General features: G+C 73.5%; 21 protein-coding genes and 1 pseudogene. 12 read left to right on the forward strand and 10 right to left on the reverse strand.

Going from position 1 to position 20,069, the window contains the following annotated elements:
• Positions 1–50: 50 nt before the first annotated feature.
• From PSD17_RS12500 to PSD17_RS12545, 10 genes are all read left to right on the forward strand, one after another.
• Positions 51–413, forward strand: a complete 363-nt coding sequence (locus tag PSD17_RS12500; RefSeq protein ID WP_013678516.1) for a YbaB/EbfC family nucleoid-associated protein — start codon at positions 51–53, stop codon at positions 411–413.
• Positions 410–715, forward strand: coding sequence for a hypothetical protein (locus tag PSD17_RS12505; protein WP_013678515.1), 306 nt, complete (start codon positions 410–412; stop codon positions 713–715). The genes PSD17_RS12500 and PSD17_RS12505 overlap by 4 nt, the downstream gene beginning before the upstream one ends.
• Positions 712–1,665 carry a hypothetical protein gene (locus PSD17_RS12510; RefSeq protein ID WP_339122731.1) on the forward strand — a complete coding sequence of 318 codons (954 nt, stop codon included), beginning with the start codon at positions 712–714 and terminating at the stop codon, positions 1,663–1,665. The genes PSD17_RS12505 and PSD17_RS12510 overlap by 4 nt, the downstream gene beginning before the upstream one ends.
• A 66-nt stretch (positions 1,666–1,731) precedes the next feature.
• A complete protein-coding gene (locus PSD17_RS12515; RefSeq protein ID WP_013678513.1) occupies positions 1,732–2,394 on the forward strand; it encodes a hypothetical protein in 663 nt (220 codons plus the stop codon).
• A 221-nt stretch (positions 2,395–2,615) separates the two neighbouring features.
• Entirely contained in the window at positions 2,616–3,389 is a 774-nt protein-coding gene (locus PSD17_RS12520) for an SDR family NAD(P)-dependent oxidoreductase (RefSeq protein WP_013678512.1), read from the forward strand.
• A gap of 127 nt (positions 3,390–3,516) precedes the next feature.
• Positions 3,517–4,068, forward strand: a complete 552-nt coding sequence (pyrE, locus tag PSD17_RS12525) for an orotate phosphoribosyltransferase (RefSeq protein WP_013678511.1) — start codon at positions 3,517–3,519, stop codon at positions 4,066–4,068.
• A gap of 154 nt (positions 4,069–4,222) precedes the next feature.
• Positions 4,223–4,891 (forward strand): hypothetical protein, encoded by a 669-nt coding sequence (locus tag PSD17_RS12530; protein ID WP_103381888.1) that lies wholly within the window; start codon positions 4,223–4,225, stop codon positions 4,889–4,891.
• Positions 4,888–7,302 (forward strand): AAA family ATPase, encoded by a 2,415-nt coding sequence (locus tag PSD17_RS12535; protein ID WP_013678509.1) that lies wholly within the window; start codon positions 4,888–4,890, stop codon positions 7,300–7,302. The genes PSD17_RS12530 and PSD17_RS12535 overlap by 4 nt, the downstream gene beginning before the upstream one ends.
• Positions 7,303–7,507: 205 nt before the next feature.
• A complete protein-coding gene (locus PSD17_RS12540) occupies positions 7,508–8,164 on the forward strand; it encodes a TrmH family RNA methyltransferase (RefSeq protein WP_165965865.1) in 657 nt (218 codons plus the stop codon).
• 191 nt (positions 8,165–8,355) lie between these two features.
• A complete protein-coding gene (locus PSD17_RS12545; protein WP_339122732.1) occupies positions 8,356–9,270 on the forward strand; it encodes a pyridoxamine 5'-phosphate oxidase family protein in 915 nt (304 codons plus the stop codon).
• A gap of 22 nt (positions 9,271–9,292) precedes the next feature.
• Here the strand turns inward: PSD17_RS12545 and PSD17_RS12550 are convergent, their stop codons facing one another.
• The 6 genes and pseudogenes from PSD17_RS12550 to PSD17_RS12575 form a co-directional block, all read right to left on the reverse strand.
• Positions 9,293–10,264, reverse strand: a complete 972-nt coding sequence (locus PSD17_RS12550) for a quinone oxidoreductase family protein (protein WP_339122733.1) — start codon at positions 10,262–10,264, stop codon at positions 9,293–9,295.
• Complete coding sequence (locus PSD17_RS12555) at positions 10,261–10,623, reverse strand: hypothetical protein (RefSeq protein WP_013678505.1); 363 nt, start codon at positions 10,621–10,623, stop codon at positions 10,261–10,263. The genes PSD17_RS12550 and PSD17_RS12555 overlap by 4 nt, the downstream gene beginning before the upstream one ends.
• Positions 10,616–11,440 (reverse strand): annotated as a pseudogene (locus tag PSD17_RS12560) (extradiol ring-cleavage dioxygenase); the annotation flags it as partial. The gene PSD17_RS12555 and the pseudogene PSD17_RS12560, both read right to left, overlap by 8 nt.
• Before the next feature lie 29 nt (positions 11,441–11,469).
• Positions 11,470–12,285 carry a citryl-CoA lyase gene (locus tag PSD17_RS12565; RefSeq protein ID WP_013678503.1) on the reverse strand — a complete coding sequence of 272 codons (816 nt, stop codon included), beginning with the start codon at positions 12,283–12,285 and terminating at the stop codon, positions 11,470–11,472.
• Entirely contained in the window at positions 12,278–13,459 is a 1,182-nt protein-coding gene (locus tag PSD17_RS12570; RefSeq protein ID WP_013678502.1) for a CaiB/BaiF CoA transferase family protein, read from the reverse strand. The genes PSD17_RS12565 and PSD17_RS12570 overlap by 8 nt, the downstream gene beginning before the upstream one ends.
• 68 nt (positions 13,460–13,527) lie before the next feature.
• Positions 13,528–14,331, reverse strand: coding sequence for an IclR family transcriptional regulator domain-containing protein (locus PSD17_RS12575; protein WP_013678501.1), 804 nt, complete (start codon positions 14,329–14,331; stop codon positions 13,528–13,530).
• 216 nt (positions 14,332–14,547) lie between these two features.
• Between PSD17_RS12575 and PSD17_RS12580 the strand changes: the two genes are divergently transcribed.
• Positions 14,548–15,999 (forward strand): amidohydrolase family protein, encoded by a 1,452-nt coding sequence (locus PSD17_RS12580; protein ID WP_339122734.1) that lies wholly within the window; start codon positions 14,548–14,550, stop codon positions 15,997–15,999.
• A gap of 58 nt (positions 16,000–16,057) precedes the next feature.
• Positions 16,058–17,110, forward strand: coding sequence for a glycoside hydrolase family 76 protein (locus PSD17_RS12585; protein WP_013678499.1), 1,053 nt, complete (start codon positions 16,058–16,060; stop codon positions 17,108–17,110).
• Between the two features lie 4 nt (positions 17,111–17,114).
• On the opposite strand, the gene PSD17_RS12590 is transcribed toward PSD17_RS12585, so the two are convergent.
• From PSD17_RS12590 to PSD17_RS12605, 4 genes are read right to left on the reverse strand one after another with little or no spacing between them, the layout of a single operon-like run.
• Positions 17,115–17,972, reverse strand: coding sequence for a DedA family protein (locus tag PSD17_RS12590; RefSeq protein ID WP_339122735.1), 858 nt, complete (start codon positions 17,970–17,972; stop codon positions 17,115–17,117).
• Between the two features lie 43 nt (positions 17,973–18,015).
• Complete coding sequence (locus PSD17_RS12595) at positions 18,016–18,702, reverse strand: DedA family protein (RefSeq protein WP_013678497.1); 687 nt, start codon at positions 18,700–18,702, stop codon at positions 18,016–18,018.
• Positions 18,703–18,730: 28 nt separating this feature from the next.
• Positions 18,731–19,150, reverse strand: coding sequence for a hypothetical protein (locus tag PSD17_RS12600; RefSeq protein ID WP_339122736.1), 420 nt, complete (start codon positions 19,148–19,150; stop codon positions 18,731–18,733).
• Positions 19,151–19,182: 32 nt separating this feature from the next.
• Positions 19,183–19,740: a SigE family RNA polymerase sigma factor gene (locus PSD17_RS12605; RefSeq protein WP_049803804.1), complete on the reverse strand. Its 558-nt coding sequence runs from the start codon at positions 19,738–19,740 to the stop codon at positions 19,183–19,185.
• Between the last annotated feature and the right edge of the window lie 329 nt (positions 19,741–20,069).

Genomic DNA, 20,069 nt, shown 5'->3' on the forward strand with positions numbered 1-20,069 from the left:
CGGCGCGAACGCCCGCGCCACCCGCGTCGTGCGTTCTAGCGTCCGCGGCCATGACGACACACGAGAGCGGCCCGGAGGCCTGGCTCGACGGCTACCGCCTGCGACTCGACGACGCCGCCGCCCGCGCCGAGCGGCTCGGCGGCGAGCTCGCCGCCGTCACGGGGACGGCCCGCAGCCGCGACGGCGCCGTCACCGCGACGACGTCGCCGTCCGGTGCGCTCGTCGGGCTCGCGCTGGGGCCGCAGGCCGAGTCCCTGGGCCGTGAGGGGCTGGCCGCCGAGATCGTCGCGACGGCGGCGGCCGCCCGCGCGATCGCCGCCGCCCGGGCGGTCGAGGTCGCGGAGGGCGTCGTCGGAGGCGCGGGGGCGACGATCGACCTGCTGCGCTCGGCGCTCGTCGGGGCCCCCCGATGACCGACGGCGGCTACACCGTCGACGTCGTGATGCTGGCCCGGCACGGGGCCGACGTCGGTGCCGTCGCGGGGAAGATCCGGGAGGCCGCGGTCGCCGGGAGCCGGCTCGGACCCGACGCGTACGGCCTGGTCGGTCGGGTGTTCAGCGGCGCGGCGATCCGGGGTGCGCAGGGCGCGGCCCGAGCGGTCACGACTCTGGCCGACGCGGGCGCGCGCACCGCGCAGCACCTCGGGGAGGCCGCGGCGGCCTACGCGGAGGCGGAGCGCCGGGCCGCCGGGCTGTGGCGGACGGTCGGGCGATGACCGTCGTCGCCCCACCGGACAGCGCCCGGGCCGGCCTGTCCGCCGACGTCGCCGTCCGTCCGGAGGAGACCTCCGCGGTGGCCGGCGCGGGCGTCGTCGAGAGCGTCGCCGAAGCGGCAGGGGCGATCGGCGAGGGCGACCCCGCGACCATCGCGATCAAGGCCGCGTCGGCGGGGATCGACGTGCTCGGCGTCGTCGTCGACCCGTTCGGCGGCCTGGCGTCGGCCGGGGTGGGCTGGTTGATCGAGCACGTGTCGTTCCTGCGCGAACCGCTCGACGCCCTCGCCGGCGATCCCCGCGCGATCACGGCCGAGGCCGCGGCGTGGGCGGGCGTCGCCACGCGGCTCTCGTCGGCGGCCACCGTCAACGCCGAGGGCCTGCGGACGGTCCGCGGCTGGGACGGCGCCGCCGCCGACGCGTACCGCGCCGCCGCCCACGAGTGGACCGGCGGGCTGCGGGTCGCGGCCGAGGAGGCCCACACGGTCAGCGGGGAGCTCCTCGACTCCGCCGCGAACGTCGCGACGGTCCGTTCGACGATCCGCGACGCGATCGCCGACTTCGTCGGCGGCCTGGTCGGCCCTGCACTGGTGGCGGCCGCGGCGGCGGCGTTCACGGCCGGCACGTCGTTGCTGGTGTGGGTCGCCGACGTCGTCGCCGCCGCGGTGGCGCTCGCCCGGCGGTGCGTGGCGTTGGTGCAGAAGGTGATCGGATGCCTCGGCGCGGCCGCGGAGCGGCTCGCCGGCGTCCTGCGCCGGCTCGACGGGATCGCGGCCAGGGCGGAGGAGATCCTCGACGGCGCGCCCGGTGTGGCCCGCTGGGTGGGCGAGAACCCGCTGCGGGTTCCCGACGGGATCGAGAAGGTCGAGAAGGTCGCCGGTGGCACGGTCGTCGGCACCGGGCTCACATGGCTCGACGAGCAGCACGGCGCGGCCGCCGCGGGCCGGGGGTGACGCCGAACGGGCGAGTGACCGGCGCGTTACCGGACGTGGCGGGGCTGCGCGGCTAGGCTCCGCGCCGTGGGCAACGCGTCGGTCTGGTTCGTCATCGCCGTGGTCGCGCTCCTGGCCGGGATCGGGCTCCTGATCGCCGACCGCACCCGCGGCGACGGGGGCACCCGCGACCGCAGGCGCTGGGCCGCCCTGCGGGAGTGGGAGTACGCCGACAGCGACCCCGTGCTGCCCAGCCGCTGGCGTTACGGGACGATCCACCAGGGTGGGCCCGGCGTGGCCCGCAACCTGGTCAGCGGCACCGTCCCGACCCACCAGGGCCCGCGTCAGGCCTACGTGTTCGACCACGAGCAGCACGGCCGGATCAGCTCGGTGCTCGCCGCCGTGCAGGTGCAGTCGCAGCTGCCGGCCGCCGTCGAGCTGCGGCTGCCCTCGGCGCCGCTGCCCGACGACGCCGGGCTCGACCTGCTCGCGCCCGTCGGTGAGCGCTACGCGTTCGTCTCCGACGCCGAGGCCGTCAAGCCGCTGCTCACCCCGGAACTGGCCACGGCGGGCGACGCCGTCGGCGACGACATCGAGCTGCTCTGGGCCGAGGACGCGTGGGTGCTCGCGGCGGCGCCCGTCGACAGCAGCACCGAGCGGCTGCAGGACCTGCTCGCCGACATGGCCGAGGTCGCGCACGCGCTCGAAGAGGGCCAGGGTGCCGCCCGCCACCGGCTGAGCAAGAACTGACCCCGATAGGAACCGAACCGGCGCGGCGCCACCGGACGCACGGTGGGTAGGGGGCGTCCGACAGATCACTCGCCGCGGTCTCGGCGCCCGGACGGCCCGTGGCTGCGTTGTCGCCGGGCCCGAATACGCCCGGTATGCCGACCCGGCTCCGTCTTGCCACGAACCGCCCGGATCACCGAGCCCATCGACGGCGATCCGTCAGACACCCTTAGGGTCATCGCGTGCCCACAGCACTGATCACCGGCGCGACCGCAGGCATCGGCGCGGCCTTCGCCGCGCGGCTCGCGACGGACGGGCACGATCTCGTCCTCGTCGCCCGCGACGCCGAGCGGCTCCGTGCCGCGGCGCAGCGGCTCGGCGCCGGCGGCGTCGGTGTCGACGTCGAGGTCCTCCCCGCCGACCTCGCCACCGCCGACGGTCGCGCGCGTGTGGCGCACCGGCTCGCCGACCCCGACGTCGCACCCGTCGACCTGCTGGTCAACAACGCGGGCATGTCGCACCGGACGCGGTTCGTCGACACCTCCGCCGAGGACCTCCGCCACCAGCACGACGTCAACGTCACCGCGGTCATGGAGCTGACGAGGGCGGCCCTGCCCGGGATGCTGAGCCGTGGGCGCGGGGCGGTGGTCAACGTGTCGAGCGTGCTGGGTCTGGTCCCCGGGCAGGGGTCGATCTACAGCGCCGACAAGGCGTGGGTCACCTCGTTCACCGAGGCCGTCGCGGCGTCGACGGCGGGCACGGGCGTGCGCGCGCTGGTCCTGTGCCCCGGCTTCGTCCGCACCGAGTTCCACGAGCGCGCCGGCATGAACGTCGGCGACCGCACCGGGCCGTTGTGGCTCGACGCCGACCGCGTCGTCGACGACTGCCTCGCCGACCTGGCGAAGGGCCGCGTCGTGTCCGTGCCCAGCCCGCAGTACAAGACGATCGTCGGCGTGGTGGATCTGCTGCCGCGCGGGCTGGTCCGCCGCCTCGCCGGCCGCATGGGCCGGCGTTGAGGGTCCCCGAGGAAGGCACTTCCATGAGCGAGCGCAGCCGCGCCACAGATCGGCATCCGGGCGGGCGAGCGGACCGGCGGCACCGCGCCTGCGCGGTGCGGCGCACGAGCCCCGCCGAGGCGGTCCGATGAGCCACCCCGACACCGACCGCGAGCGGCTCGCGACGCTCGTCCGTGAGCTGGGCGTCGTCCACGGCCGGGTGACCCTCGCCTCGGGTGCCGAGGCCGACTACTACGTCGACCTGCGCCGCGTCACGCTCCAGCACGAGGCGGCCCCGCTCGTCGGCAGGCTGCTGCGGGTGCTCACCGCCGACTGGGACTTCCAGGCCGTGGGTGGGCTGACGTTGGGCGCCGACCCGGTGGCCGACGCGATGCTGCACGCCGCGGCGGCCGACGGTGTCGCCCTCGACGCGTTCGTCGTCCGCAAGGCGACGAAGGAGCACGGCATGCAGCGCCTCGTCGAGGGGCCGGACATCGCGGGCCGCCGGGTGCTCGTCGTCGAGGACACGTCGACCACGGGTGGCTCGGTGCTGACCGCTGTGCGGTCCGTCCGCGAGGTGGGCGCCGAGATCGTCGGGGTGGCGACCGTCGTCGACCGGGACACGGGCGCCAAGGAGGCCATCGAGGCCGAGGGGCTGCCCTACCGGGCGTTGCTGAGCCTCGCGGACATCGGGCTCTAGTCCGAACGGACGCCGTGGCCGCTGGCCCGGACGGGTGTCGCGGGTCGAGGGCCGCTGGGCCGAAACGAAGCCGCAACCTGTTCGGCCCAGGCAACGGCCAGGTTCGTGCCTCATACTCATTTTGGTCACGAGAAGGTCACGCAGGGGGGAAGCCGTGGTCGTCCCACGTCTGCGAGCCGCGGTACTGGGTCTCGCCGCAGCCGCGGCGCTGCTGGCCGCGTGCGGGGGGCCGAGCGCCACGTACGTCACCAACTCCGCCGACAAGACCTACCTGAAGGTGCCGAACACGTGGCACCAGATCGACCCGGCGCAGTTCACCGCCGCGCTCGGGACCCCGCCTGCCGACAGCAGCGCCGAGGGCACCTGGATCGTCGGGTACGACGCCGACTCCGCCCCCCAGCTCCAGCACATGTTCGACCCGCAGACGGAGGAGCCGCTGGTGCTCGTCAGCGTCGACGGGGTGCCGGAGAAGTCGCGCGGTCAGGTGAGCCTCGACGTGATCCGGGACTTCCGCTTCCCGGTCTCGGCCTCGGCCCGCCAGGACCTCATGCTGTCCGGCTCGGCGTCGCGGCTCACCGACTTCCAGATGATCGCCGACGAGGTCCTCACACCGGGCCACGGCGTGCGCGGGGTGCACTCGGTCTACGTCTACCGGCTCGACGGCGGGCCGCCCCAGGTCTTCGACCAGCTCGGCTACCTCAACGACGACGCCAGCAAGGTCTACATGGCGATCGCGCGGTGTTCGGCCGACTGTTTCCAGAAGCGACAGTCCGAGATCGAGGGCGTCGTGAACTCGTTCACCGTGCGGGAGGACAGCCCATGACGGCCCCCGACATGACGAAGGCCGGCGACGGGACGGAGGCGCAGCACCACCACGTCCCCCCGCCGGAGCGACCGACGACGCGCAAGCCCATGCCGATGTGGAACCGCATCCGGCTGCTGCTGCTGTTCGCCGTGGCGTTCTTCGTCATCGTCTGGGCGGCGATGGCGGACAACCCGCTCATCTCCTTCGCCGACTCGCTGCGCATCCAGATCTACGAGTCGCAGTGGCTGATCTGGCTCGCCGGGCTGGAGCTGCTGCGCCAGCTCCACTACTTCGTCTCCGAGCGCTCCGTCGGCTACCACCGGTTCTGGTCCGAGAAGGTCTTCGGCGGCTTCGACCGGGCCGTGAAGAAGCGGTTCTCCGACTGGACCCGGTTCCGGCTCAGCCGGCTGATCAAGATCGTCGCGCTGCTGGTGCTGTTCGCGTTCGTCGCCGCCGCGATCCTGGAGACCTCGCCGGTCCTCGCGGTGTTCCAGCTGCCCGCGCTGATCTGGCAGGCGATGCCGCTGATCCTGCAGCTGCTCTTCGCCTTCTTCTTCATCGCGTTCCAGTTCATCGGGCTGTTCTGGCTGCTCTCCCGCGGTGGCGTCGACACCTACTACCCGGACGACATCAAGACCCGGTTCACCGACGTCTGGGGCCAGGACCACGTCCTGGACCGGATCCGCGAGAACATCATGTACCTGGAGCGGCCCGAGGAGATCGAGGCCAAGGGCGGCTACGTCCCCGGCGGCATCCTGCTGTGGGGGCCGCCCGGTACCGGCAAGACGCTGATGGCCGAGGCCGTCGCGGGCGAGACCGGCCGGCCCTACGTCTTCGTCGACCCCGGCGCGTTCATCAACATGTTCATGGGCGTCGGCATCCTCAAGGTCAAGTCGCTGTTCCGCAAGCTGCGCAAGCTGTCCCTGCGCTACGGCGGCGTGATCGTCTTCTTCGACGAGGCCGACGCGCTGGGCAACCGCGGCTCGCTCGCGCAGGTCGGCCCCGGCGGCGGGCCCCGGGGCATGGCCGCCCCGCCGTTCCACGCCGCCGGCTGCCACGGCTTCTCCTACCTGTCGGAGGACACCCGCTCCCTGCTCACCCGGGAGGCGATGCGCTCGATGCCGGCGCCCGAGCCGGAGCGGCGCAGCCGGTTCGTCATGGGCGGGATGAACGGCGGCGGTGGCGGCATGGGCACGCTGCAGGCGCTGCTCACGGAGCTGTCCGGCCTGAAGAAGCCACGTGGCCTGCTCAACCGGTGGGGCCGCCGCGCCCTCGGCATGCGGCCCAAGCCGCCGCCCAAGTACCGGATTCTCGTCATGATGGCGACGAACATGCCCGAGGCGCTCGACGAGGCGCTGCTGCGACCGGGTCGCATCGACCGCATCTACAAGGTCGGCTACCCCAGCAAGGCCGGGCGCATCCGCACCTACCAGGGCTACTTCGACAAGGTCCCGCACGAGATCACCGACGAGCACCTCGACAAGCTCGCCACCATCACCCCGTACGCCACGGGCGCGACGATCAAGGACCTGGTCAACGAGGCCCTGATCACCGCGATCCGCGACGGCCGCGAGGTCATCACCTGGCGCGACGTGTTGCGCGCCAAGCAGCTCAAGGACCTCGGCCCGCCGGAGGACGTCGAGTACATCGAGCGAGAGCGGCACGCCGTCGCCGTGCACGAGGGCTGTCACGCCGTCGTCGCGTTCCGGGTGCGCGAGCACATGGAGATCGACCTCGCGACGATCGAGAAGGGCTCGGACTACCTCGGCATGGTCGCGAGCATCCCGCCGGAGGACCAGTTCACCCGCTGGCGCTCGGAGTACGAGGCCGACATCCTCGTCTCGCTCGCGTCGCTGGCCGGGGAGCGGATGTTCTTCGACGGCGACAGCTCCTCCGGCGTGTCCGGCGACCTCGAGTCGGCGACGACCCTCGCGTCCTTCATGGAGGGCTTCTGGGGAATGGGCGCGACGGTGTCGTCGTACTCGACGGCGCGCCGGCTCGAGGTCGGCAGCCCGGGCGGGGGCAAGGGCGCTCCCGGCAAGGGCGGCGAGAGCACCGAGGTCGTGCTGCGGCGGGCGCTGGCCGACCGCATCGAGGACCATCTCGGGCGGCTGCTCGACCGGGCCGAACAGATCCTGGAGGACAACCGCTCCTCGGTGCTCGCGATCGCCCACGCGCTCGAGACGCACAAGACGCTCTCCGGCGAGGACGTCGAGGCCGTGCTCAACGGCACGGTCGGGCCCGGCGTCGACGGGCGCATCTACAGCGACCCGGAGTTCCTCGCGCGGCTGGAGGAGTACCACGCCGCGGCGGTCGGGGCGCACGTCGGGCACACGGCCGTCCAGCTCGCGCTGCCGGTCGTGCGGCTGCACGAGGACCCGCCGACCAGCGCCGCGGCGACGCCGGCACCGCCACCCACCCAGTCGTGACCCGTCCCGGTCCGGTTGCTCTTCGGCGCGTCACGTCGGACACGAAGAGGCTCACTGCCGACGGTCGAGCAACCGGGCGAGGTTGCTGGTAGCCCGCCGTCGCGACGCCGACGACCGATCGCCGGCGATCCGCCGGACCTGGGCCGGATCCCCGGGCCCGTGGGGTGGCGGCAGGGTGGCGGACGGCGCCGGGGAGCATGGCGTCGTGAGCACGGGTGAGGAGCCGGGGGCGACGGAGTGGGCCGTCCCCGGGCAGGTGGGCGTCGGGCCGTGGGAGGGCACACCGCCGTCCGACCCGCGGTACGACCCGGAGCTGCTGGCGGGCGGGGACCGGCGCAACGTCGTCGACGCGTACCGGTACTGGCGCCGCGAGGCCGTCGTCGCCGATCTCGCGAGCCGCGCGCACCCCTTCCACGTCGCGATCGAGAACTTCGGCCACGACCACAACATCGGGACGGTCGTGCGCACGGCCAACGCGTTCGCCGCGGCGGGGGTGCACATCGTCGGGCGCAGGCGCTGGAACCGGCGCGGCGCGATGGTGACCGACCGTTACCAGCAGCTTCACCACCACGAGGATGCCGCGGCGCTCGCGGCGTGGGCGGCGGACCGGGGACTGCCGGTCGTCGCCGTCGACAACACCGCGGGCGCGGTGCGGCTGGAGACGACCGCGTTGCCCCGACGCTGCGTGCTGCTGTTCGGCCAGGAGGGCCCGGGCCTCACCGACACCGCCAGGGCGTCGGCGGCACGGCTGGTGTCGATCGCCCAGTTCGGGTCGACGCGCTCGATCAACGCGGGGGTCGCGGCCGGGATCGTCATGCACGCGTGGGTCCGCGAGCACGCGGACCTGCGGAATGCCTGGTAGCACCCACGAGATCCGTTTCGTCAGAACCCCTCACCGAGTTGTGGGCGGCCTGGAGCGACGTCCGCCGCGGGGAGTGACGAGAACGGTCGCCGGTGTCGCTGCTCACGACCTGTTCTAATGGATAGACAGGGATATAAGCATTAGGCATCATCGGAGGAGGGAACGTCCGTTCCCGACCTCGGGAGGCACACATGGCCGGTCACGGTTTCCACGCGGGTGAGGTGGCCGTGCAGCAACGCGCAGGGGTCAGCGGCGACGCCGCGCGACTCGCCGGGATGCTCGCGGCACCCGACCTGCGTGGTGGCGCCGAGCGCTTCCTGGCCGATCGCACGTTCGCCGCCCTGACCGCGCGCGACGCCGGTAGGCGGCTCTGGATCTCCCCGCTGACCGGCGATCCCGGGTTCCTCGAGGTCGCGGACGAGACCACGTTGCGGGTGCACGGCCGGCCCGCCGCGGGCGACCCGCTGCACGACGTCCCCGCGGGCCAGGCGGTCGGGCTGATCGCGGTCGACTTCGCGCGGCGGCGGCGCATCCGCGTCAACGGCACGCTCGCCGTCTCGGGTGCCGCCGGGCTCGTGGTCGAGGCCGAGCAGGCCTTCGGCAACTGCCCGCAGTACATCCAGCAGCGCGTCCTCGACACCACCGCGCACGTCGGGTCATCCGGTGCCGTCCGGCGCGGGGTGGCACTCGGCGACGCCGACGTCGCGCTGGTCCGGAACGCCGACACGTTCCTGCTGGGCACCACCCATCCCGACCGTGGCAGCGACGCATCCCACCGCGGCGGCGCCCCGGGCTTCGTCCGCGTCGAGAACGCACACGAGCTGTGGTGGCCGGACTATCCGGGCAACAACCTGTTCAACAGCCTCGGCAACATCGCGGTCGACCCGGCGGCGGCGCTGCTGTTCCTCGACTTCGCGGCCGGTACGACGCTGCACCTGTCGGGCACGGCCGTGATCGACTGGGAGGGTCTGCCGGAGCCCGCCGCCGACGACCGCACCGGCCGCCGGGTCCGCTTCACCGTCGAGGCCACGGCGAGCGGGTCGACGTCCGTGCACGCCGACGACGTCGTCGCCTCGCCGTGGAACCCGCCGCTCACCGCGCCCTGACCGGTTGTGGGGCGTCGGCCGGTCAGGACGGCGGGACGAGGACGATCCGGCCCTCGGCGGCACCGGCGCGGTGGCGCCGCCAGGCCGCGGTGGCGTCGTCGAGCGCGGCGGTCTCGTGGGCGACGGTCAGCTCGCCGCGGGCGGCCAGCCGCGCGACGACGACGAGTGCCGACGACCGCTGCTCCGCGGTGAGCTCGTTGTTGGTGTAGCCGAGCACCCGCAGGGAGCGGCTGCGCAGCGTGGACGAGTCGATCGGGCTGGTCTCCGCCGCGGACGAGCCGAGGTTCACCAGCCGGCCACCGGGTCGCAGGGCGCCCAGAGCCGCGGCGGCGGGCACCCCGAAGACGGGGTCGAGCACGAGGTCGGCCGAGCCGCCCGCCGCGGCGCGGAGCCGGGCGGCGATGCCCGCGACGTCGTCGGACCCGGTCTCCACGACCGCGTCGGCGCCCGCCCGCAGCGCCCGCTCGGCTGCGGCCGGCGACCGGACACCCGCGACGACGTGCGCGGCGCCCGCGACCCGCGCGAGCTGGATCGCCGCCTGCCCGACCACGCCGCCGGCACCGAGGACGATCACCCGTTCCCCCGGCTGCAGCTCGCCGCGCCACGTCAGGGCCATGTGCGCGGCGACCGCCGAGAGCCCGAGCGCCGCGACGAGCACCGGGTCGGCGCCGTCGGGCAGCACGACCAGGTCGGCGCGGGCCGCGACGGCCGTCGTGGCCATGCTGCCGTCGCCCGGGCCCATCCCCGCCGTCGTCGGGAACCACACCGTCGCGCCCTCGACACGGCCGACGCCCTGCACGCCCGGGACGTAGGGCATCTGCGGCATCCCGAAGTACGACGTCCCGGACGCGCACAGCACGTCGAGCGGCGTGATGGGCGCGGCGAGGACGTCGACCAGCACCTCACCGGCGCGCGGCACCGGACGCGGCCGGTCGGCCGGCTCCGGTGCGGAGCCGGCCGACCGGATCTCGACGGCCCGCACCGTGGACGTCACGTCGCGATGTCGGGGTAGGGCAGCGAGAAGTCCGCGAGCCGCTGCGCGTACTCACGCTGGAAGCCGAGCGGCTCGTCGTGGTCGCGCTCGAACATCGCGATGAACAGGGTCAACGTCAGGAAGGGATGGGCGCCGAGCGCGAAGAGGGCCCGGTAGTCGTGCCCGGCGAGCGCGGCCCGTTCCGCGTCGTCGAAGGCGAGCCACGTCGACCGCTCGTCGGCGATGCAGCTGAGCAGCCGGTTGGCCTCCTCGGCCTCCCACCACGCCACGGTGCCGACCGGGTCCTCCCGGTAGCGCTCGACGAGCGCCGGGTCGCGGTCGACGGTGAAGAGGAACTTGTCGACCAGATACCTACTCACCGTCGATCCCTCCCGGGTACCAGGTGAAGTACGCCTCCATGGTGTGGAACAGGTCGTAGGTGTCGACGTAGTCGGCCTTCTGCCCCTCCCCCGCGACACCCATCATCAACATGAAGTCCATGAACCCGTGCGTGGCGTTACCGGGGGCGTGCAGGCTCTCCAGGCTGACCTCGGCGAGGCACTCCTCGATGTCGCCGCCCGCGATCCAGCCAACGGCCTTCTGGTCGAACTCCGGGTCGGGTCCGTGCGGGCCGAACTGCCGGGGGCCGCCCAGCTCCAGTGACAGGTGGCCGGTCCCGATCACGGCCACCCGCCGGTCGGACGGCCACGACTCGACGAGCTCGCGGATCGTGCGGCCGAGCTGAACGAACCGCGACGGCTGTGGCAGCGGCGGCGCGAAGATGTTGGTGTACACCGGCACGATCGGCAGGTCCGCCTGCGGACGCAGCGTGATGATCGGGCACGTGATCGAGTGGTCGATGCGCAGCTCGTTGGAGAACGCGAGGTCGAACCCCGCGTCGAGCCCGTGCCGCAGCACGTGGGCCGACAGGTCCTCCTGACCCGCGAGCGTCATCCGCGGCAGGCCGAACTCGCGTTCCTCGTTGTACCAGTTGGCGTCGTAGAACGGCGCCTTGCCGACCAGGAACTGCGGCATGTTGTCGAGCCACAGCTGGTGGAAGTGGTCGGACCCGACCATGACGAGCACGTCGGGGCGGGCCCGGGTGAGGGTCTCGCGGAACGCCTCGATCTTGCGTACCCACTCGTCGGCGAAGGGAGGCCGGTCGTCGCCGGTGGCGATGCTCGCCCGGTAGTAGAACGGGTGGTGCGTGGATCACCGCGACCAGCTCAGCCATGGGCGCTCCCGGGCTCGTACGGTTCCGGCGCGATCGACCGGTTGTTCAGGTCGACGGAGAGGAAGATGTCGTTGGCGACGGGCCGGCGCAGCTCCTCGGCGAGCTGTCCGATCAGCCCGGCGGTGCGGGCCAGCAGCGCGAAGCCGCGCAGGAGCTCCATCGGCAGCCCGAGGTCGGCCAGCGCGGCACCGCACACCCCGGCGCCGTTGAGCGGCAGGGTCCGGCCGAGCACCTGGGGGTGGACGCGCCCGATCGCGGCGAACAGCGCCAGGTGCGGGCCGGCGACGCCCTCCTCCTCGGCGATGGCGAACAGCCGCGGCGTGCGGGGGTCGCCGTCCTTGTGCACGTGATGGCCCAGGCCGGGGACGAACCGGCGGGCGGCGCGCTGGGCCGTCACCGTCTCGAGGGCGATCGCGTCCCAGCCGGCGTCGTCGGTGGGCAGGGCCCCGTCGACGCCGGCCAGGACGTCGTGCAGGAAGCGGCCGCAGTCCTCGGTGACGCCGAGGAACCGGGAGCCGCCGCCGAGCAGGCCCGCGGCGAGGGCGCCCTGCACGGAGTCGGGGGCGGACAGGTACGTGAGCCGGGTGACGATCGCGGTCGGGGTGAACCCGTGGTCGGCGAGAGCGGCGAGGACGGCCTCGAACACCCGCGTCTCACCGCGCGAGGGGCGCCGCTGCGTCGCGAGCCAGAACGCCAGCTCGCCGAAGCCGACGCTGCCCATGACGTCGTCGGCGAGATCCGCGCCGAGCAGGGTGATCCGGTCGGGGCTCGACGCCCCCAGCGCCGTCGGGTACGTCCCGTCAGCCACGGTCGTCCTCCGGTTCCTTCGACAGCCATTCACGCAGCTCGGGGCCGTGCTCGTCGAGCCGCGGGGGCGGCAGCGCGTAGCCGGCCGGGGTGGCCGAGAAACGCACCGGGTGCCGCGTCGTCGGGACGGCGCGGTCGCCCTCGCCCACCTCGACGACCGGGTCGAGGCCCAGCCGCTCGGCCATCGCGAACCCGCCGTCGATGGTGTTGATCGGCCCGCACGGCACGCCGGCCGCGACGAGCAGGTCGAACCATTCGAGCGCACCCCGCGTGGCGAGCCGCTCGGTCAGGATCGGGCGCAGCACCTCGCGGTTGGCCGTGCGGTCGGCGTTGCGGGCGAAGCGCGGGTCGTCGGGCACGTCGGGGATGCCGAGGACCTCGCACAGCCTGCGGAACTGCCCGTCGTTGGCGGCGGCGACGATGAGGTCGTTGTCGGCGGTCGGGAGCGGTTCGTACGGGAAGACGCTCGGGTGCGCGTTGCCCATCCGGGTGGGCACGACGCCACCCGCGACGTAGGCCGAGCTGTGGTTCACCAGCCCCGTCAGCGCCGACGACAGCAGGTTGACCTCGACGTGCTGGCCCTCGCCGGTGGCGTCGCGGTGCCGTAGCGCGGCGAGGATGCCGATGACGGCGTGGTTGCCCGCCATCACGTCGAACACGGAGATGCCGGCGCGGTAGGGCGGCCCGTCGGGGTCGCCGGTGAGGCTCATCAGGCCCGAGATCGCCTGGACCATCAGGTCGTAGCCGGGCACCCGCGCCCCGGCCCCGGCCCCGAACCCGCTGATCGACGCGTAGACGGTCGCCGGGTTCGCCGTCCGGACCGACTCGAAGTCCAGCCCGTACCTCGCGAGCCCACCGGGCTTGAAGTTCTGGATCACGACGTCCGCGCGCCGGGCCAGCTCCCGGCCGAGCGCGGCGTCGGCCTCGTCGCGCAGGTCGAGGACGATCGACCGCTTCCCGCGGTTGACGCCGAGGTAGTACGTGGAGTCCTCACCGCGCGACGGCGGGGTCCAGGTGCGCGTCTCGTCGCCGCTCGGGCCTTCGACCTTGACGACCTCGGCGCCCATGTCGGCGAGCAGCATCGTCGCGTAGGGCCCCGCGAGCACGCGCGAGAAGTCGGCCACGAGCAACCCCGCCAACGGTCCGGCGGCGTCCTTCCGGGCGATTTCTGACATCAGCAGCTCGATCCTTCGGCCGTCAGGCGGACAGTCGTCCGTAGAACGCGATGCTGCCACACCGACCGTCAGGACGCGACGGTCACGTGCGGGACGTTCGCCAGCCGCGCGAAGTCGGCGCTGATGTCGCCCGCGACCTGCAGCAGCGCCGGGAGGTGGTGCTCCAGCAGCGTCTCCACCGGCGTCTCCGCGGCGTGGGTGTTGACGTTGATGCCCGCGATGACCCGCCCGTCCCCGTCGCGCAGTGGCGCGGCGACGGAGCGGATGCCCAGCGTCAGCTGCTCGTCGGTCAGCGCCCAGCCTCGGGCGCGGACCTCCCGCAGCTCGGCGTCGCGCTCCTCGACACCGGGCTGCCACCGCGGGACCAGGCCCGAGCGCGTCGGCTCGGCCAGCACCCGCTCGAGCTCGTCCGGCGCGAGCGCGGCGAGCTGCACCTTCCCGAGCGAGGTCTGCAGCGCGGGGAAGCGCGTGCCGATCTGCACCGCCAGCGAGACGATCTTCGGCACCGCGACCCGCGCGACGTAGACGATGTCGGACCCGTCGAGCTGCGCGATCGAGCACGACTCGTTGGTCCGTGCGACGAGCCGCTCCATGTGCGGGCGCGCGACGTCCCACAGGCCCATCGACCGCACATAGGCGACGCCGAGGTCGAGGACCCGCGGGGTGAGGGCGAAACCGTTGCCGTCGACGCGCACGTAGCCGAGCTCCTCGAGCGTCAGCAGGATGCGGCGCGCGGTGGGGCGGGCCAGCCCGGTCGCGGTCGCGACGTCGCTGAGCGACATGACCGGCCGGCCCGGCGGGAACGCGCGGATGACGTCCAGGCCACGGGCGAGGGCCTCGATGAAGTCGGGGCCCGTTCCCTCGCGCGGCATGCCACCACCTCTTCCGGTTCGTGCGGCGTCGACGACCAGGCTAGCGACCAGCTGTCCGGCACGCGGACGGAGCGTTGCGGACGGGCCGCGACGCGGCGTGCGACGGTGCATTGACAGGGTGACACGACCTGCGTGAGAGTGACCGATGTCCACAGGAGCCGGTGGGCGGACGTTCGTCCGTAGTAGCGCCGGATGCCACGCGAGGGAGCGGAAGCGATGAGCGACGTCAACCGGGACGCGACCGGACCGGACACCGTCCTGCGCGGTGGGACGGTGCTGCCGATGGACGACGCGCGCTCCGTGCTCCTCGACACCGACGTCCACGTCTCGGGAGACCGCATCGTGGCCGTCGGCCCCGCGCTGACCGTCCCGGCGGGCACCGTCGAGATCGACGCCCGCCGCGGGATCGTCATGCCCGGCATGATCGACACCCACCGGCACATGTGGCAGACGGCCATGCGCGGCTACGGCGCCGACTGGACCCTCACCCAGTACTTCGTCTGGTACTACCTGGAGTCCGGCAGGCACTTCCGGCCGCAGGACGTCCACGCCGGCAACCTGCTCGCCGCGATCGAGTCCGTCGACGCCGGCGTGACGACGACCGTCGACTGGTCGCACGGCCTGCAGACCGTCGGGCACGCCGAGGCCGCCACCGACGCCCTGCGCTCCGTTCCGGGCCGCTTCGTCCTCGCCTACGGCAACATCCAGCAGGCGCCCTGGGAGTGGACCAACTCGCCGGAGTTCCGCGCGTTCGCCCGCCGGGCCATCGACACCGGCGACGACATGCTGCGTTTCCAGCTGGCCTTCGACGTCACCGGCGATCCCGAGTTCCCCGAGCGCGCCGCCTACGAGGCGGCCCGCGAGCTCGGCGTCCCGGTCACGACGCACGCCGGGGTCTGGGGCGCCACCAACGACGAGGGCATCCGGCTCGCCCACGAGGCGGGTTTCCTCGACGAGACCAGTGTGTTCGTCCACGCCGCATCGCTGTCGGCCGACTCGTACAACCGCATCGCCGCCACCGGCGGCTCGGTGTCGATCTCCACCGAGAGCGAGCAGAGCGCCGGCCAGGGCTACCCGCCCAGCTGGGCGCTGCGTTCGCACGGCATCCCCGTCTCGCTGTCGATGGACACCAGCGTCTGGTGGAGCGGCGACCTGTTCTCCGCCATGCGCTCGACCCTCGGCGCCGACCGCTCCCGCGAGCACCTCGAGGCGCACGCCCGCAGCGAGACCGTCACGAACGCGTCGCTGCGCGCCGACCAGGTCGTCGAGTGGGCCACCCGCGGCGGTGCCCGGGCCCTGGGGCGCGACGGCGAGCTGGGCAGGCTCCAGGCCGGCTACAAGGCCGACGTCGTGCTGATCAAGAACGACGACTCGCCCGTGTCCTTCCCGCTGCTCAACCCGTACGGCCACGTGGTGTTCCAGGCCCAGCGCGGCGACGTGGACACCGTGATCATCGACGGCCGGATCGTCAAGCGCGACCACCGGCTCGTCGGGATCGACCTGGACCGGGCCCGTGCGGAGATCGAGGACACCGTCAGCCACCTGCGCTCGACCATGGGCGAGGAGGCCTGGCAGGCGGGGATGAACCCGGAGATCCCGCAGACGAAGATCCTCGACAACCCCTACACGTACACCGACTACGCGTCGAGCAGCACCCACGGGCACTGAGGCGGGGCGGTCGGGCGCCGTCCCGGACCTGCGTCCCGGCTCTGCCAGGATCGGGGGCATGGGGGACAGCTGGGCGGAGCGGGCCGCCGCGGCGGAGACGGCGGTCCGGCGGCGGCACCTGCGCCGCATCGCCGGTGTCACGCCGGGGACCGGCATCGGCCGGATCGCCTGGCCGCGGCCCCGGGTGAGCAGGCCCTGGCCGTGGCACTACTGGTGGCAGGCGCACCTGCTCGACTGCCTCGTCGACGCCCAGCAGCGTGATCCGCAGGCCCGGCGCGGCGCGGCCGTCGCGGCACTGACGCGCGGGATCCGGCTGAAGAACCTCGGCCGCTGGACCAACGACTACTACGACGACATCGCCTGGTTCGGGCTCGCCGTCGACCGGGCCGGGACGCTCGCCCGCCGGTCCGGCCCCGGTGCGCTGCGGGCGGTGACCGACCGGTTGCGCGCGGGCTGGACACCCGACGGCGGCGGCGGGATCTGGTGGCGGCGCGCCGACGACTTCAAGAACGCCCCCGCCAACGGCCCCGCGGCGATCCTGCTGGCCCGGCGCGGGCAGGTGGCACTCGCGGCGGCGATCGTCGACTGGATGGCCGCCCAGCTCGTCGACCCGGGGACCGGGTTGGTCCGCGACGGCGTCCGGCTCGCCCCCGACGGCACCGTCCGTGAGGTGGCCGCGACGACCTACACGTACTGCCAGGGCGTGTACCTCGGGGCCTGCGTCGAGCTCGCCGAACGCGACGGCGACCCGCGCTGGGCCGAGCGCGCGGGCGCCGTCCTCGACGCGGTGTCGACACGGATGGCGGGTGCCGACGGCGTCGTCCCCGGCTACGACGACGGCGGCGACGGCGGGCTGTTCAACGGCATCCTCGCCCGCTACCTGGCCGATGCGGCACGCCGCCGGCCCGAGCTGGCCGCGCCGGCGCGGCGGCTGGTGCTCGCGAGCGCGGAGTCGGTGTGGGACAACCGGGCGGAGATCGCGACGGGCCCGGTGTTCGCGCACGACTGGCGTCGTCCTGCTCGGGTGCCGGCCCCGGGGACGCCCGAGGCGGACCTGTCGGTGCAGCTGTCGGGCTGGATGCTGCTGGAGGCGGCGGCGACGCTCGGGTGAGCGATCAGCGCCGGCGGGCCCCCGGCTCCTCGGCGACGTCCGGCTCCTCGGCGACACCCTGGACCCCGGCCGCCTCCGCGCGGCGCGTCTTCTCGAGGTCGACGGGTGCGGGGGCGGCGTCCGCCGCGGGCCCGAGCCCGTCGGCCGCGGCCGGCGCGGCCGCCGCCTCGGTCACCGACGCCGCGGCGATCCGGTGCTCGGGCAGCGTCGCGGTCTCGTCGATCGGGCGTTTCATCTCCTGCCGGTAGCGCCACACCCCGAGCCCGGTGCCGACGACGAAGAACGCGATGGACGCGACGACCGCGACCGTCTTGAGCCACGGCACCGAGTCGAGGACCCAGGCGCCGTAGTAGCCGAGCATCATCAACGTCGGCACCCAGAGGACCGCACCGACGGCGTTGGCCAGCAGGAACTTCCGGTTGTCCATCTTGACGGCGCCCGCGATCATCGGGGCCAGCGTGCGGATCCAGGGGATCCAGCGCGCGACGATGATCGACCAGAACCCCCACCGGTCGAGGAAGGCCCCGGCCCGTTCGAGGTTGGCCTTGTTGAGCATCCGCCCGTCCTTGCGGGCGAGGATGCGGGTGCCGGTGTAGCGGCCGACGAGATAGCCGGCCTGGTTGCCGGCCACGGCGACGACGGCCGCGAGGACCGCGAGCATCCAGGCGCCGCGCTCGTGCCCGTGCTGCGCGAGCACGACGCCCGCCGCGACGAGCAGCGAGTCACCCGGCAGGAACAGCCCGACGATGAATGCGCACTCGAGGAAGACGAACGTCAGCACGACGGCCCAGACCGTGGCCGGGGCGGTCGAGTCGAGCGGCCCCCAGGCCAAGGCCGTCGCGAGGGCGGTCGTGGTGGTCACTGGTCTCCAGCATGGTCGCCGGGCACGCGCACCGCAAAGGTGATCAGCGGCGTGCCCGGTGCGCGGGTCCGGGGCGCGCGCGCCGCGCCCGGACGAACTCGATGATGATCGGGATGACGGAGATCAGCACGATCAGGACGAGCATCGCCTCGATGTTGTTCTTGACGACGTCGAAGCTCCCGAGGAAGTAGCCGAGCACGGTCACTCCTGCGGCCCAGACCACCCCGCCGATGAGCGAGTAGGTCATGTACCGGCGCGCGTCCATCCTCGCGACGCCGGCCATCACGGTGATGAACGTCCGGACGATCGGCACGAAACGCGCCATGACGATCGCCCGGTTGCCGTACTTGTCGAAGAAGCCCTGCGTCTTCTCGACGTGCTCGGGCTTGAACAGCCGCGACTTCGGCTTGTCGAAGATCGCCGGTCCGGCCTTGCGGCCGATCCAGTAGCCGCACACGTTCCCGGCGAACGCGGCGACGACGAGGATCAGGCACGTCAGCCACAGCGGCGTCTTGATCGCGCCGAGGTGGACGAACAGGCCCGCCGTGAACAGCAGCGAGTCGCCGGGCAGGAAGAAGCCGAGCAGCAGCCCGCACTCGGCGAAGACGATCAGGGCCAGTCCGACGAGAGCCCAGGGGCCGAGCCACTCGATGATCGTGTCGGGCTGGAGCCACTCCGGACCGAGGGCGAGCGTGGCGGTCGACGGCACGGAGCCGAGGAGGTTCGTCACGATCGTCGACGGTACCGGGTTGCCGCTGTCACCCGAGCGCCGGTAGCAGCCCCGGCACGAGCACGGAGAGCAACGCCAGGGCGCAGCCGAGCACCGCACCCCCCAGGAGGGCGACCCCGAGCGCCCACCAGACCTGGTTCATCGGGCTGGGCGGCTCGGCGCGCCGCCGGCCGCCGGGGGCCGTCTCCGCCCAGCGGCCGGACCCCTGGTGGCCGGCCGTCGTCGCGAGCACGTGCGGCGGCGCCGCCTGCTGCACGGACGAACCGTGCATCGTGGCGTCGGGCCCCGCCGGGACGTGCGGCACCGGCGACGCGGGCGCGTAGCGACCCGAGGGCGAGCCCGGCGCGGGCGGCGTCGCCGGGGCCGGGAAGGCGTGCAGCCCGGACTGGCCGGCGCGGGCGCGCAGCGCCTCCGACAGCTTCCGTCCCGGGTCGTCCATCGCCGTCACGGTTGTTCTCCCTGGTCGCCGCCGGGTGGAGGTCACCGGCCCGACGCTCGGGCCGCCATCACCTTCGCGACGGTGTCGAGCCCGCGGCTCGCCGTCGACTTGACCGTACCGCGGCTGATCCCCGTCGCCTCCGCGATCTCGGCTTCCGACATCCCACCGTAATAGCGGAGCACGAGCACCTCGCGCTGCCGCGGCGGCAGCGTCGCCAGCGCGTCGACGACGGCCTGGTGCTCGGCCGAGAGCATCGCGAGCGACTCGGCCGACCGCGCGGTGACCGTGTGCGGGGGCACGTAGTCGCGCGCAGTGCGGCGCCGGCGCAGCACCGACCGGGACCCGTTGACGACGGCGGTGCGCAGGTACGCGACCGCGGCCGCCTCGTCGCGCAGGCCGGACCAGTTGCGGTGCAGGCCGGCGAACGCCTCCTGCACGACGTCCTCGGCCGTGGTCGGCTCGTCGACGAGCAGCACCGCGAGCCGGACGAGCCGGAGCCGGTGGTCGTTGTAGAGATCGGCCAACGTGCGCGGCGGCGTGCCCGGTGGGGGCGGTGGCACCGCGGCGACCGGATCGGGACCCGAGTCGATGCGGCGCAGCCGACTGAGGGTCTGCTCGACCGCACGTTCGCCGTCGCTCGGGGCATGGCGACCGGTCGCCGAACCCGGGAACGCACCCCCGACGCCGTTGCGGTCGTGGGGCTCGTACGCGTGCTGGCTCGCCGGACTCCCCTCCCCGTTCACTCGTCGGAGTCTATCGGCGGCCGGATCCGGCATTGGCGGAGCCCGGTGGCGGGTACGCGATACTCGTGGGTGACGAGCACCGACATGCTCGGACGTGCGCCGCCCACGAGCTCCGACACGAGAGGACGTCACATGCCGATCGCCACCCCCGAGGTCTACAACCAGATGCTCGACGGAGCCAAGAA

The sequence above is a fragment of the Pseudonocardia sp. D17 genome, assembly GCF_036984265.1.
In the GTDB taxonomy this organism is placed as follows: Bacteria; Actinomycetota; Actinomycetes; order Mycobacteriales; family Pseudonocardiaceae; genus Pseudonocardia; species Pseudonocardia benzenivorans.

Excerpts from the sequence above, each read along its gene's own strand:
- PSD17_RS12500 (WP_013678516.1), top strand. The coding sequence starts at position 51 with ATGACGACACACGAGAGCGGCCCGGAGGCCTGGCTCGACGGCTACCGC.
- PSD17_RS12505 (WP_013678515.1), top strand. The coding sequence starts at position 410 with ATGACCGACGGCGGCTACACCGTCGACGTCGTGATGCTGGCCCGGCAC.
- PSD17_RS12510 (WP_339122731.1), top strand. The coding sequence starts at position 712 with ATGACCGTCGTCGCCCCACCGGACAGCGCCCGGGCCGGCCTGTCCGCC.
- pyrE (WP_013678511.1), top strand. The coding sequence starts at position 3,517 with ATGAGCCACCCCGACACCGACCGCGAGCGGCTCGCGACGCTCGTCCGT.
- PSD17_RS12535 (WP_013678509.1), top strand. The coding sequence starts at position 4,888 with ATGACGGCCCCCGACATGACGAAGGCCGGCGACGGGACGGAGGCGCAG.
- PSD17_RS12545 (WP_339122732.1), top strand. The coding sequence starts at position 8,356 with ATGGCCGGTCACGGTTTCCACGCGGGTGAGGTGGCCGTGCAGCAACGC.
- PSD17_RS12570 (WP_013678502.1), bottom strand. The coding sequence starts at position 13,459 with ATGTCAGAAATCGCCCGGAAGGACGCCGCCGGACCGTTGGCGGGGTTG.
- PSD17_RS12575 (WP_013678501.1), bottom strand. The coding sequence starts at position 14,331 with ATGCCGCGCGAGGGAACGGGCCCCGACTTCATCGAGGCCCTCGCCCGT.
- PSD17_RS12580 (WP_339122734.1), top strand. The coding sequence starts at position 14,548 with ATGAGCGACGTCAACCGGGACGCGACCGGACCGGACACCGTCCTGCGC.
- PSD17_RS12585 (WP_013678499.1), top strand. The coding sequence starts at position 16,058 with ATGGGGGACAGCTGGGCGGAGCGGGCCGCCGCGGCGGAGACGGCGGTC.